Origin of the sequence: Enterobacter sp. CRENT-193, from assembly GCF_002787395.1 — a bacterium.
Lineage (GTDB): Bacteria > Pseudomonadota > Gammaproteobacteria > Enterobacterales > Enterobacteriaceae > Enterobacter > Enterobacter hormaechei_C.
Genome location: NZ_CP024812.1, coordinates 4,164,194 through 4,177,337, shown reverse-complemented (window position 1 = coordinate 4,177,337; position 13,144 = coordinate 4,164,194). Strand labels below are relative to the sequence as shown.

The following is a 13,144-nucleotide window of genomic DNA, read 5'->3' as shown; positions in this document are numbered from 1 at the left end:
CCGATATGTTTCTGGCAAAAACGTTGCCTGGACGTTTTCACCGTTGACCTTTAATGACTTTTCGATGTTTATTTAATCAAAAAAAGGACAGAGACGAATCTTTTGTCCCAATCACAAATATTGCAAATAATGCTTGAGTTTATTTTTTTATCTGAAAACAGCAGGTTGATAATGATCACAAAACACTATCGGGTGCGTGTCCATCGGGCTATATTGTTAACAAGATGATGCTGTCAGGAGAAATGTCGTGGATTACCGCAAAATTATCAAAGAGGTAGGGCGTGGGAAAAACCATGCTCGCGATCTGGACCAGGAAACGGCCCGTGCGTTGTACACGCATATGCTGAATGGCGACGTGCCGGAGCTGGAAATGGGCGGCATTCTGATTGCGCTGCGCATCAAAGGGGAAGGTGAGGCGGAGATGCGGGGTTTTTATGAGGCCATGCAGTCGCAGACGATGCGTTTAACCCCGCCCGTCACGAAGCCGATGCCGATAGTGATCCCGACCTACAATGGCGCGCGTAAGCAGGCAAACCTCACGCCGCTGCTGGCTATTCTGTTGCAGAAACTCGGTTTCCCGGTGGTGGTGCATGGCGTGAGCGAAGATCCAACGCGCGTGCTGACAGAAACCATTCTGGAATTATTAGGCATCGAACCTACTCTCCATGCTGGCCAGGCGCAGGCCAAACTGGAGGGGAACCAGCCGGTCTATATTCCCGTGCGCGCGCTCTGCCCGCCGCTGGAAAAGCAGCTGGACATGCGATGGCGAATGGGAGTACGTAACAGCGCCCACACCCTGGCGAAGCTGGCGACGCCGTTTGCCGAAGACGCCGCGCTACGTCTTTCCAGCGTCTCCCATCCGGAGTACGTGACGCGGGTCGGACAATTTTTTGCCGAAATCGGCGGGCGGGCGCTGCTGATGCACGGGACGGAAGGGGAGGTTTATGCCAACCCGCAGCGTTGTCCACAGCTGATGCTGATTGAGCCTGCCGGGACGCGGGTCGTACTGGAACGTGGGGAAGAGAACTGCGATGTGATCTTGCCCGAGTCAAAAGATCCGCAGGTCACCGCGCATTGGATCGTACAGTGTCTGGCCGGAAAGGTGCCGGTTCCTCAGTCGATCAAGCTGCAAATGGCCTGCTGCCTGCTGGCGGCAGGGGAAGTGGCATCCGTGGAAGCCGGATTGCAGCGCGTGGCACAGTCGTTTAAGTAAAAAAAAGCCCGTCCAGTGGCGGACGGGCAAACAAGGGTAACAACAACAGGGTCAATGAGGGTTGGAGCATCTCACCAGAGGGTATGGTGAGGGTGGAGCATAATTCGTTCGATTACTTGTAGATAACCGCAGTACCGCTCAGTTTGTTATTACCGTTAGTGGACGTGATGGTGTATCCACTTGCGCCGGCAGCGGCTGCTTTTTCCGCCAGTTTGGCTTCCAGACCGTCCAGCGTGGTCGCGCCTTCAGCACTCACCACCCCGATTTTGTTCAGATCCTGTGCCTGAGTAGAGGAGACTGGCTCTACGGCGAAAGCGCCGAAAGAGAGAGCGGACAGGGCAACAGCGGCAACAGCATATTTGATGGTTTTCATAGGTCAATTCTCGCAGGTTATTCTGTTAAAGGGACGATGTTCCGTCGATGTGATAAGTATCACGGTTTTTAGCGGAAGATAAAATCGAAGAGAATTGACGTGGTTGCTCAAAAAAATTGAATGACAAATAACTTATTGATTATTAATAAATTCAGAAGCGGAATTGACACTTCTTGTGGATGCGCTTTACAGAAGCCATCGGAAGGGCACGATTTGCTACGCGTTTCGCTAAAAGTCGTGAGCGTAAAGTAAACGGCTGGCGCGGTTAACTTCGGTAAAGGAAAGTCAACGTAACTGGCTGTCTTTCGATCCTCTGCGATTATATCCTGAATGTGTCGCATTTTTCGAATCTTTCTCCTGCTGACAGGCAATACATAGCCGTACGCCAGGAATGGCTTTACGCCGTGCCTCAGGAATCGGATCTCCGCACTCTTCGCATTCCGTCAAACTTTCGCCGCGTGGAATTTCACCGCGAGCACGCGCGACCGCATCTTCAATAGTACTGTTGATCTGTTCGTTAACGGCGTCGTCATTCGCCCAGCCGGAAGCCATCATGTTCTCCTGATCTGTTTAAGCCATTCATCTTAATATGGGGTTAAAAAACGCACAGTCAAGGCGAAGGAAGGGAATGAGAACTGCATCTGCCTGGCAGATGCAGTGTGGGAAGGAAATCGATTATTTATAGATGGTCGCGGTGCCGTACATATGGTTATCGCCACCGGCAGCGTTCACCACGAAGCCTTTAGCCCCTTCCTGACGCGCTTTTTCGGCCAGCTTGTCCTGAAGGTCATCAAGGTTGCTTGCCCGGCTGACAGAGACCGTCCCCGCCGCACGTAGCTGGCTGGTGTCGTTGCTGTCTGTCAGAGGTTGAACGGACCAGGCTGAGAACGATGCGCCTGCCAGCGCACCCGCAATAATAAAGGTCAGATATTTTTTCATAATCACATCCTCAGGGGAAACAACAGGTGATTCCTCTTAAGTTTAGAAGCCTGACGCGTGTGATTTAGCGCAAAAATTTGATGATGATCTGCTTATTTTTTGAACGATAAATTCTGACAATTTGTTGACAGATCATAGACATACAGGTCGATGATTTTTGTCGTTTTTTTGTGCGACTCAGACAGATATTTACCCCCGCGCCGTCACAGGGTATCTTACGTGGCTGTTTAAAGGAGAATGCCATGACTTCCCAAAAGCCGGGATTGCACCCGCGTAACCGCCACCGTAGCCGCTACGACATGAAAGCCCTGTGCCTGAGCTGCCCCGAATTGCAGGATTTTATTGTTCAGACACCAGCCGGTGAACCGTCGGTAAACTTTGCCGATCCGCTGGCGGTTAAGACGCTGAACAAAGCGCTGCTGGCCCATTTTTATGGCGTTACGCACTGGGACATCCCAGATGGCTTTCTCTGCCCACCGGTGCCAGGACGTGCGGATTACGTCCATCATCTTGCCGATCTGCTGGCGGATGACAATGGCGGCGTGGTGCCAAAACAGGCCACCGTGCTTGATATCGGTACGGGCGCGAACCTGATCTACCCCCTGATAGGCGCACATGAATATCAGTGGCGGTTTACCGGTAGCGAGATCGGTGCCGAGGCCTTCGCCAGCGCGCAGGCCATTATCAACGCTAACCCGGGGTTAAGCCGGGCCGTTCGTCTGCGTCGTCAGAAGGATGCCGCTGCTATTTTCAACGGCATTATTCATAAGAACGAACAATATGATGCCACCCTGTGCAACCCGCCATTCCACGACTCCGCCGCCTCCGCTCGTGCGGGAAGTGAACGCAAGCGGCGTAACCTGGGCCAGGCTGAAGATGGCGCGCTGAACTTTGGCGGCCAGCAGCAGGAGCTGTGGTGCGAGGGCGGGGAAGTGGCATTTATTCTGCGCATGATTGCCGAGAGTAAGGGCTTCGGTCGTCAGGTGAAATGGTTTACCACGCTGGTCTCCCGTGGCGATAACCTGCCGCCGCTTTACCGCGCGCTGACCGACGTCGGCGCGGTGAAAGTGGTTAAAAAAGAGATGGCGCAGGGCCAGAAGCAGAGCCGCTTTATTGCCTGGTCCTTTATGGACGATAACAAACGCCGCAAATAATCGTTTCTCTGGCCGGGTAAGGCGAAGCCGCCACCCGGCTCGTTTACAGCGTCGGCTCCTGCGGAGGGAGCGGCGAAGCGGGCGGCGACAATACCTGATACGTCTGCACCGGCGCTCTCACGTTCGCCAGATCGAAGTGTTTTTTCACCATGCTGTCGAGGGCGAAGCGCACCGTCCACTGCTTCAGCGGCTGGGTGGTGAACGACACGCGCAGGGTAAAGGCAGTGTTCGTCAGCCCGACGATGCCCGCGAACGATGGTTCACCAATCACCAGCCCGCGAATATCCTCCATCTCCATCAGTTCGTTCACCGCATCCCGCAGCGCCTGCTTCGCCTTATCTGCATCTTCGTGACGATCGACATCATAATTCGCCACCACCGAACCAATGCCGCGCACAAAGTTGGCAAAGGTGGTGATCGATGACCACGGAATAATGTGGTACGCGCCGGTATCCTGACGCACGCCGACGGAGCGAATGGACATCCTCTCGACCGTGCCGGTGAGCGGACCGATGGTCACCAGATCCCCGGTATTCATCCCGTTCTCAAACTGGATAAAAATGCCGGTGATAATATCCTTCACCAGCGTCTGAGAACCGAAGGAGATCGCCAGCCCCAGCGCACCGGCACCCGCCAGCAGCGGGGCGATATTCACGCCGATTTCCGACAGCACAATCATGATGGTGATGGTACTGATGATCACCGCCAGCGCGTTGCGGCACAGGGTTAGCAGCGTGCGGGCGCGGGCGCTCGGTAGCGGCCTGCCGTGGACATCCGACACCAGACGGTTTTCGATAAGGCTTGCCAGCAGCGTCCAGCCGACGGCGGAGAAAAACAGGATCAGCGCGATACGAATAAGAATATCAACGGTCTTTTCCCCCGCGCCGTTATGCAGCCAGTTCCAGAAATCAAACAGCCCCCACGCGTTCAACAGCAGCATAATTGCCACGCAGACCGTCAGAATACGCGCCACCTTCAGGGATACGGTCATCCAGCCATTCACCCGCTTTTGCAGTTCCGGGTAGTTACGCTGAACCTGCGGCGACAGGGTGATCGTTTTCGACAGCCAGCGGGAAAGCAGGCCAGAGACAAAGGCCGCGATGCCGATAATCGCCAGGCTTTTGAACGTCGCCCCCATCATAAATTTCAGGCTATTGCCCGGGTCGAACAGGGAGAAGAAACAGAGCACAATAAAATAGGCGCTGGCCAGCCAGTGCCACACCAGCGCAAAGGCGCGAATAAAGAGGCTGAAAAAGGAGAGGGAGCGATCGGCCAGGTGCAGCAGGCTGTCGGTGATCGCTTTTTTATTGTGGAAGATGAGGTACAGCGCCCAGACGGTAATGCACAGCATGATCAGCACGTTCGCCAGCGCCCCGAACTGCACGTTAACCTGGTTGGAAATAATCGGCACGGCAACCAGCAGGCCATAACCAATCAACCCGCTCAGCACGCTAAGCCGCACCGCCCAGTATTTGGCGCTCTGATCCGAAATGGCGAAGGGGCGAAGGTCCGGCACGCGTGGGCAGAAGATCAACCGCAGGAGGGCTTTAAAGAACTCAATCAGGGCAAACGCATTGAGGAACAGTCCCTGCTGAAACGCGATGGTTTTGTTTCCGGTATTAAGTCGGTCAGCCAGCAGCTGACCGACAAACAGCGTCAGGGCCAGCAGCAGCAAATCGATGACAAACGCCCCGGTAATCATTGCCGGAAGATGCAGCCAGCTGCTTTTATGCTGATTCTTTTTGCGTCCCCACTGGCCCATTTTCCGGTAAAGCGGCCAGACAGACAGGCGCAACAGCCAGTAAAAAATGAAGACGGCGCCAGCCAGAATAGCAAACTGGGTAGCGGCTGCGGAAAAGGTGTGAGGATTAAAAGGCTTATGTGAGGTGCCAACCAGGTTGCGATAGAGCTGGGCAAAACGCGACGACAGGGCTTCCCCGTAGCGGCGACTGATGTCGGTGACGTTTTCCAGCACCGTCTTTTCTTCTTCGGCTTCCGGCGGCGCAATAGCAGGAACCGGATCCTGAGGCGGCGTGGCGGCCACCTTCCTCAGCTGATCGATCAGCTCCTGCCGGGACGTGTCGTTCTCAAGCACGTCGGCAAGCGCGCCGTAAGCGGCTTTTTTCTTTTCAGCGTCTGGCTCTGGCGGCGCATTTTGCTGGGTGGCGGTGGTTCCGGTGGTGACGCCGGGAAGGGTTACAGCAAGTGATGGCGCGCTAAACAGGCTAAACAGTAGCAACAGGATCCACGGCACGGCGTCCTCCGACAAAAATATCGTGCAAAATGATAAGTATAGAGCGCGCGGAGCGGAGGGAAGTTTTTGGGAACAATCCGGCATAAAAAAGCCGGGCATGCCCGGCTCTGTGTGTGGTTATCAGGAGACGTGTTGCAGGAACTCCTGAAGGCGCTGGCTTGGTGGGTTCGCAATCAGCGTCTGCGGATTACCGTCTTCCGCGATGCGGCCCTTATCAATGAAGATCAGACGGGACGCCACTTTTTCGGCAAAGCCGATTTCGTGGGTAACGATGACCATCGTCATGCCTTCTTCCGCCAGATCCTGCATAACTTTCAGCACTTCGTGACGCAGCTCCGGGTCGAGAGCCGACGTTGGCTCATCGAACAGCATCATCTTTGGCTTCACTGCCAGCGCACGGGCAATGGCCACGCGCTGCTGCTGGCCGCCGGACAGCTCGGAAGGATAGTGGTGGGCACGCTCCGCCAGACCAACCTTCGCCAGCAGATCTTTTGCCAGCGCTTCCGCTGCCGCTTTGCTGGCCCCGCGCACGCGCAGAGGACCAAACATCACGTTTTCCAGCGCCGTGAGGTGCGGGAACAGGTAGAACTGCTGGAACACCATGCCCGCTTCCTGGCGGATCAGGCGCTCGTCCACTTTCGGATCGTTAACCTTCAGACCATCGACGATCAAATCGCCGCTGGTGATCTCCTCGAGCTTGTTAATGCAGCGCAGCAGGGTGGATTTACCGGAACCCGACGGCCCGATGATCACCACCACTTCACCCTGCCTGATGTTCAAATCGATATTGTGCAGCACCTGGGTTGGGCCAAAGTGCTTGGAAACGTTTTTAAATTCAATCACAGGATTTTCATCCTTCTTTCAAGACGACGCAGAACAAAGCTCAGGACAAGCGTGATAATCAGGTAGACAACGGCGACCGCACTCCAGATTTCCAGGGCGCGGAAGTTACCCGCGATGATCTCCTGGCCCTGACGGGTCAGCTCGGCCACGCCGATAACAATAAACAGCGAGGTGTCTTTGATGCTGATGATCCACTGGTTACCCAGCGGCGGCAGCATGCGGCGCAGCGCCAGCGGCAGAATAACGTGGCGGATCGTTTCGCGACGGGAAAGACCTAACGCCAGGCCAGCTTCACTGAACCCTTTATGAATCGACAGCACCGCACCGCGGGTAATTTCCGCAATGTAGGCGCCGGAGTTGATCATGATGGTGACAACGGCGGCGCTGAACGGGTCGATGCGCAGGTCGGTGAAGGCCATCGGCAGGGCGAAGTAGATGAACATGACCTGCACCACAATGGGTGTGCCGCGGATCACTTCGATGAAAACCAGTGCGATGTGATTTGCAATCCAGCCACCATAGGTGCGGGCGAAACCGGCGACAAGACCGATAATCAACCCGCCAACCAGACCGAGGACCGAAATCCACAGGGTCATTTTAGCGCCTTCAAGCAAGAGTGGAATGGCAGGCCAGATGGCGCTCCAGTCAAACTGCATGATGTATTCCTGTATACCGTGGTGAAAAACGAAAAACGTAGGCCCGGTAAGCTTAACCGCCACCGGGCGTTACAAACCTGAAGTCAGGTGAAATTATTTAGGCTCGGTACCGAACCATTTTTTGTAGATTTCGTTATAGGTGCCGTTCTCTTTCAGGGTTTTCAGCGCGCCGTTAACTTTGTTACGCAGGTCGTCGCTGCCTTTCGGGAATGCAATACCGTACTGCTGAGCTTCCAGAGAATCACCTACCGCTTTGAACTTGCCGTTACCGGCAGTTTTGATGAAGTAAAGGATGTTAGGCGTATCGTGCAGCACCGCATCCGCGCGGTTGGTGCCCAGTTCCATGTAAGCGTTGTCGATGTTCGGGAACTGACGCAGGTCTTTGGTTTTGATGTTGGCTTTCGCGTAATCCACGGAGCCGGTACCGCTCTTCACGGCGACCACTTTACCGTCGAGATCTTTCACGCTTTTCACATCGTTGTTATCCGCTTTCACCATCACCAGCAGGCCGCTTTTGTAGTAGCCGTCAGAGAAATCGATGGCCTTTTTACGCTCTTCGGTAATGGTGATGCCTGCCAGCGCCAGGTCAACGTTTTTGGTTTGCAGTGCCGGGATAATGCCGCTGAAGTCCATTGGCTTCAGGGTGTAATCCAGTTTGAGTTCTTTTGCGACAGCGGCCCACAGATCCACGTCAAAACCAACGTATTTATCACCCTGTTTAAATTCAAACGGTACGAACGCCGTGTCCGTCGCCACAACCAGTTTGTCGGCAGCCTGCGAGGACACCGCAAACGCCAGGGTAAGTGCAGCCAGTGAAACTTTTAATACAGACTTCATAGCATTTCCTTTTATATCCACGGGGCGATCCCCTGCGAGAACCTCAGGCACAATGAAAAAATCATGCCAGTTTTACAAGCTGTTGTTTTGCAAAGGGGATGATGTCACGCATTGCACGAAAAGCGTGGCAATCCTGCCAGGTTGCACCAGAATGGAGCACCGTTTTGGTGCGCTTCGTTAAGGTCTTCTGACAGGGGGATATTTAGCGCAGAATCTGACGAAAAAACAATCTTCCGTTAACGGTTGTGTGAGGTGATTATTACATTTTATTCACTTTTGCGGCCGTTGCGGGCAAAAGTGCGCACCATAAATGTGCAAAACCCCCGCCAGGGGCGAGGGTTATTCGGAAAATCCGCAGGGATTATTCGATGTTGGACTCAATGAACCACAGGAACTGATCCAGGTCACGTGATGCGGCAGTGAAGATATCAGCAGTATCTTCATCTTTGGCTTCGCCAATCGCTTTACGAACATCGTTCGCCACAATCGCGTAACGGTCCGCCAGCTCTTTCAGGTGATCCTGAACGGTATGGATATCCAGCGGATAGCTTTTCAATGGCGTTTTGCTGTTGATCACCTGTGTGGTACCCAGTGCCACGCCACCCAGCTGTACGGCACGTTCGGCCATGGTATCCAGGTGAGTCACCAGTGCTGTGCGGAAGCCATCCAGCATTTCATGAACGGCAATAAAGTTTGCACCGCGCATATTCCAGTGAGCCTGTTTGGTGATCAGCGAAAGATCGATGAACTGGACCACCTGGCGATTCAGCAGCTCAATGGTCGCTTTTTTATCGCTATCCGATACATCGTTACGGGTATAAAGCAGATTAGACGCTTTCGTTTTCACCAGTTTAGCGGTACTCATAATCTCATATCCTCTTGATGTTTGTGTCCCAGGTAATTACGGGACTAAGTATAGCACCGGATTTTTTCTCTGCGGTTTGGCTCTGCCTATTGGTTTAATAGTGAAAGTAAGATTGTATTATCAACTGATTGAAAAATAATTAGTTTATTAAAGTTGATACAGATCAATCTTAATTCATTCTTCGGGAAGCCGGGCAGGTGAAATATTTTGGCAATACAAGATAGTTTGTAAGAAATTATTTGAAGTACTGACGAGGCGTATATTCTGCATGGCGGGTTAGCCATGCAGAATTTAAGGCCTAGTTGAGATCGATTTTTTGCACTTTAGGTTCCGGGCGCATGGTCAGGGTGGAGCCCATTGACGCCGCGATAATGGAACAGAGCGCCAGCGTTTGTACCAGGGTCAGGGTTTCACCGAGGAAAATCATTCCTGAGATGGCGGCCAGCGCGGGCTCCATGCTCATGAGCGTACCAAAAATGCGTGTGGGCAGGCGCGTCAGGGCGATCATCTCCAGAGAGTAGGGCAGGGCCGTAGAGAGAATGGCAACCGCCAGACCAACCGGCAGGATTGACCACTGCCATATTGAGTCTGTCGCTTGTGCCATTCCGATTGGGACAAAGATTACGGCGGCAATTAGTGAGCCTAAGGCGACCGTCGCGGGGCCGTGCTCTTCGCCCGCACGCTGGCCAGTGAGAATATACACCGCCCAGCATGCCCCCGCGCCCAGCGCCAGAGCTGCCCCTGTCAAATCGATTTGTGAAACGCTTTGCCCGAGCGGCAGCAGGAACCATAGCCCCAGCACGGCCAGTATGACCCAGATAAAATCTACCGGACGACGAGAAGAGAAGAGGGCAACCGCCAGCGGGCCGGTAAATTCAAGCGCGACCGCGATCCCCAGCGGGATAGTCTGAATAGAGAGATAGAACATGTAGTTCATCCCTCCCAGTGCCAGCCCATAAAAAAGCAAAGGCAGTCGCTGCTCCTTTTTAAACCGTAGCCGCCAGGGTTTAAAGATAACCACGAGGATCAGGGTGCCTAATGCGATACGCAGCGCCGTGACGCCGGGCGCACCAACCAGCGGAAACAGCGATTTTGCCAGCGACGCGCCGCTTTGTATGGACATCATCGCGATAAGTATGACTGCCACCGGCATCCAGACCGACGATTTACGGGGTAAACCTGGCATCCTTTCTCCTGTCAATTTTTGTCAAAAGAGGTAAAAGTGGCAGTGTAATGGAAATAAGCTGCGACGGTTGAGCTACTGTTGAAAAAAATCCAGGGAAAATCCGTAAAATGAGGAAAGGTTGATGCTTTTATCGCCTGAAAGATTAGGAATAATCTGGATGAACTTTCTGGCGATGACGCGCACTATTAGCGTTTGAAGGTGAAAATCTGGAGTTATTTTAACAAGATAGCTGGTGCTGGAAATGTTCTGTTACAGGAAAGGTCGCATTAGACATCGTGAATGACAAAGAGTTTCACAGATTTTTTTGATATATTTAAAACTTACGGACTTACTTGAAGCACATTTGAGGTGGTTATGAAAAAAATTGCATGTCTTTCAGCACTGGCAGCTGTTCTGGCTGTTTCCGCAGGTACCGCTGTAGCGGCAACTTCTACTGTAACTGGTGGTTACGCTCAGAGCGATATGCAGGGCGTGATGAACAAAACCAACGGTTTCAACCTGAAGTACCGTTACGAGCAAGACAACAACCCGCTGGGTGTGATCGGTTCTTTCACTTACACCGAGAAAGATCGTACTGAAAATGGCTCTTACAATAAAGGTCAGTACTACGGCATCACCGCGGGTCCTGCTTACCGCCTGAATGACTGGGCAAGCATCTACGGTGTTGTAGGTGTTGGCTACGGTAAATTCCAGCAGACCGAAAACCAGGGTCTGAACCGTACTGCAAGCAACAGCGACTATGGTTTCTCCTATGGCGCAGGTATGCAGTTCAACCCAATCGAAAACGTTGCTCTGGACTTCTCCTATGAGCAGAGCCGTATCCGCAACGTTGACGTTGGCACCTGGATCGCGGGCGTAGGTTACCGCTTCTAATCACTTCGGTGAGCCAGTAAAAAATCCGCCCAATGTGGCGGATTTTTTTGTTTGTACCCTCTCCCCGTGGGAGAGGGCCAGGGTGAGGGCATTAGCCCGCACGAAACGGCAGAAATTACTTACTCTTAATATCGAAAATATCCGTCCCCAGATGGTTATAGTCGACTTTCTGTAACTTAAAGTTGGTAATGTAGACTGGTGGGCCCTTCTTCCCGGAGATAAACGGGTAATCATTTTTTATCTCTTTTGCCTTAATCCCCGTCCACTGTGAGAAGAATTTCAGGAAATCGTTCGCGGAACGGCGCGCTTTTATAATGCGATGCGTTTTGTCATCACTCGACAGCACCATAAACGGTACCTGGAAGTTCTGCTGGAACTTGTCATCGTGGGCCAGATACTGCACCTCTTTACCGCGCTCCTTAAACGCCAGACCATGGTCAGAGAAATAGACCATCGAGAAGCTGTCGCCGCTGTTGCGCAACTGCCCGTACAGCTTGCTGAGGAGATCGTCGGTTTGCGTCATGGTGTAGAGGTAGCAGGACGTCTCTTTGGATTGCACAAACTCCGCATATTTTCCCCCGGTACGATCGCATGCCTGCGGGTGTGACCCCATCAGGTGCAGGACAATCAGCTGCGGCTGGGTGCGCTGGGTGGCAAAGACCTGCGCCGTCATTTTTAGCAACGCTTCATCTTTTGTGTTTTTATCGGCTTCGAAATCACCGCTTTTCAGGAACTGTACCTCGTCGGCACGCTTCGCGATGCTGGCGATGGCGGTATCATATTCGCCGATCTGTCCCTGATTAGAGAACCACCATGTCTGAAAACCTGCCCGGTTGGCCAGGGTGACAAAATTATCCTGAAACTGCGGTTTTCCATCCACCACGCGGTTGAGCGTCAGACCGAGTGATTTCTGCGTCGAGCCGCTGGCCGCCACGTAGTCGGTAAACAGCGTACCGTTAACGACGCTGGCAAACGGCGTGTTATCCCAGTGACCGCCAAACGCGCCGAGCGCATCGCGACGCGCGCTTTCTCCGATCACCACCACGTAGGTGTGATACTTTGGTTTCACCGCCAGCACGTTCCAGGTGTCTTTCATGGTGGAAAGCTCGGCCATACGTGCCTGCTCGTCGAGCACTTCCTCGTTATTCACCACCACGTCTTTGACGAAGCGAAACACCGGATACCCGGTATCTTTAAGCTTAAACACGCCGCCCCAGGCCAGATTTTGTACCGGCGCAACAAAAAACGTCACCACGCTAAAGGCCAGGCACAGGCTTTCAATTTTACCCCATGCTTTTTTCCCGACGGGCTTACGGCGAACCGCAATCACGCCGAGGGCAAAAATGAAAAGGCCAACCACGTAGTTGTACCACGGAAAGATCGTCAGGATCTCTGTGGACTCTTCCATATTGGTGGAGTGGAGCGCCAGCAGGGTATTAAAGTTTGGCGCGCCATAGGCCTGGCCAAACGGGAAATAGGCGGCAGCAACCAGAGAACAAATCCCGATAAGCACCTTCTGCATGCGCGGTGCGCTTCGCCAGAGAAGGTGAAGAATACAGGTGAACCCGACGGCATAAAGCAGGCTAAAGGGGTAGCCAAGAGCAAAGTTAATCAACAGCGATTGCAAAAAATAGAATCCCGTCCACGGGCTTAAGCCCCGGCTGCGGGTAACAATTGTATCAATCAGGGTTACGTTCATAGATCACTATCACGAAAACGCCATGTGCTCACCCTGGCGTCAAGGGTCAAAGCCTGCCGGACAGTGCGTGGAAAGGGAATGAGAGGTCCGCTTCAGCGAGCCGCAAATTGTGCAGGGCTGCAAGAAGATAGTGCGAGCGTGAATTAAGGTCAACAGTTGCTAAACAGATGTTTTGCGAAGGGGGCTGCAAATACGCAAAAATAATCGGGAACAGGCCAGCTTACAGCGAAAGTGTGACAGGAAAATGAAGCG

The 13,144-nt window shown here is 53.2% G+C and carries 13 protein-coding genes; 3 read left to right on the top strand and 10 right to left on the bottom strand.

Features of this window, described 5'->3' with window-relative positions:
- Window positions 1-247 precede the first annotated feature (247 nt).
- The gene (gene ybiB / locus CU081_RS20870; protein WP_022650652.1) at window positions 248-1,213 is read left to right on the top strand and encodes a DNA-binding protein YbiB; all 966 of its coding nucleotides are present in this window, start codon (window positions 248-250) and stop codon (window positions 1,211-1,213) included.
- A 112-nt stretch (window positions 1,214-1,325) separates the two neighbouring features.
- Here the strand turns inward: ybiB and ybiJ are convergent, their stop codons facing one another.
- The 3 genes from ybiJ to mcbA all read right to left on the bottom strand — a co-directional run bounded on the left by ybiJ (window position 1,326) and on the right by mcbA (window position 2,525).
- Window positions 1,326-1,586, bottom strand: a complete 261-nt coding sequence (ybiJ, locus tag CU081_RS20865) for a DUF1471 family protein YbiJ (RefSeq protein WP_003858474.1) — start codon at window positions 1,584-1,586, stop codon at window positions 1,326-1,328.
- A gap of 285 nt (window positions 1,587-1,871) precedes the next feature.
- The gene (locus CU081_RS20860) at window positions 1,872-2,138 is read right to left on the bottom strand and encodes a DksA/TraR family C4-type zinc finger protein (protein WP_003858472.1); all 267 of its coding nucleotides are present in this window, start codon (window positions 2,136-2,138) and stop codon (window positions 1,872-1,874) included.
- 123 nt (window positions 2,139-2,261) lie between these two features.
- On the bottom strand, window positions 2,262-2,525 hold the full coding sequence (mcbA, locus tag CU081_RS20855) for a DUF1471 family periplasmic protein McbA (protein WP_003858470.1): 264 nt from the start codon (window positions 2,523-2,525) through the stop codon (window positions 2,262-2,264).
- Between the two features lie 242 nt (window positions 2,526-2,767).
- Between mcbA and rlmF the strand changes: the two genes are divergently transcribed.
- Window positions 2,768-3,679, top strand: coding sequence for a 23S rRNA (adenine(1618)-N(6))-methyltransferase RlmF (gene rlmF / locus CU081_RS20845; protein ID WP_023315680.1), 912 nt, complete (start codon window positions 2,768-2,770; stop codon window positions 3,677-3,679).
- Window positions 3,680-3,722: 43 nt separating this feature from the next.
- Here the strand turns inward: rlmF and ybiO are convergent, their stop codons facing one another.
- The 6 genes from ybiO to rhtA all read right to left on the bottom strand — a co-directional run bounded on the left by ybiO (window position 3,723) and on the right by rhtA (window position 10,320).
- On the bottom strand, window positions 3,723-5,933 hold the full coding sequence (ybiO, locus tag CU081_RS20840; protein WP_022650654.1) for a mechanosensitive channel protein: 2,211 nt from the start codon (window positions 5,931-5,933) through the stop codon (window positions 3,723-3,725).
- A 120-nt stretch (window positions 5,934-6,053) separates the two neighbouring features.
- Window positions 6,054-6,776, bottom strand: coding sequence for a glutamine ABC transporter ATP-binding protein GlnQ (gene glnQ, locus CU081_RS20835; protein ID WP_003858465.1), 723 nt, complete (start codon window positions 6,774-6,776; stop codon window positions 6,054-6,056).
- Window positions 6,773-7,432, bottom strand: a complete 660-nt coding sequence (glnP, locus tag CU081_RS20830) for a glutamine ABC transporter permease GlnP (protein WP_003858462.1) — start codon at window positions 7,430-7,432, stop codon at window positions 6,773-6,775. Before glnP ends, glnQ begins: the two co-directional genes overlap by 4 nt.
- Window positions 7,433-7,525: 93 nt before the next feature.
- Complete coding sequence (glnH, locus tag CU081_RS20825; protein WP_003858455.1) at window positions 7,526-8,269, bottom strand: glutamine ABC transporter substrate-binding protein GlnH; 744 nt, start codon at window positions 8,267-8,269, stop codon at window positions 7,526-7,528.
- 361 nt (window positions 8,270-8,630) lie between these two features.
- Window positions 8,631-9,134, bottom strand: coding sequence for a DNA starvation/stationary phase protection protein Dps (gene dps / locus CU081_RS20815; RefSeq protein WP_000100801.1), 504 nt, complete (start codon window positions 9,132-9,134; stop codon window positions 8,631-8,633).
- Window positions 9,135-9,432: 298 nt separating this feature from the next.
- Window positions 9,433-10,320 (bottom strand): threonine/homoserine exporter RhtA, encoded by an 888-nt coding sequence (gene rhtA, locus CU081_RS20810; protein ID WP_022650655.1) that lies wholly within the window; start codon window positions 10,318-10,320, stop codon window positions 9,433-9,435.
- A gap of 354 nt (window positions 10,321-10,674) precedes the next feature.
- Between rhtA and ompX the strand changes: the two genes are divergently transcribed.
- Window positions 10,675-11,193, top strand: a complete 519-nt coding sequence (gene ompX, locus CU081_RS20805) for an outer membrane protein OmpX (RefSeq protein ID WP_003858450.1) — start codon at window positions 10,675-10,677, stop codon at window positions 11,191-11,193.
- Between the two features lie 115 nt (window positions 11,194-11,308).
- Here ompX and CU081_RS20800 read toward each other — a convergent pair whose 3' ends face one another.
- On the bottom strand, window positions 11,309-12,892 hold the full coding sequence (locus CU081_RS20800) for a phosphoethanolamine transferase (protein ID WP_022650656.1): 1,584 nt from the start codon (window positions 12,890-12,892) through the stop codon (window positions 11,309-11,311).
- Window positions 12,893-13,144 lie beyond the last annotated feature (252 nt).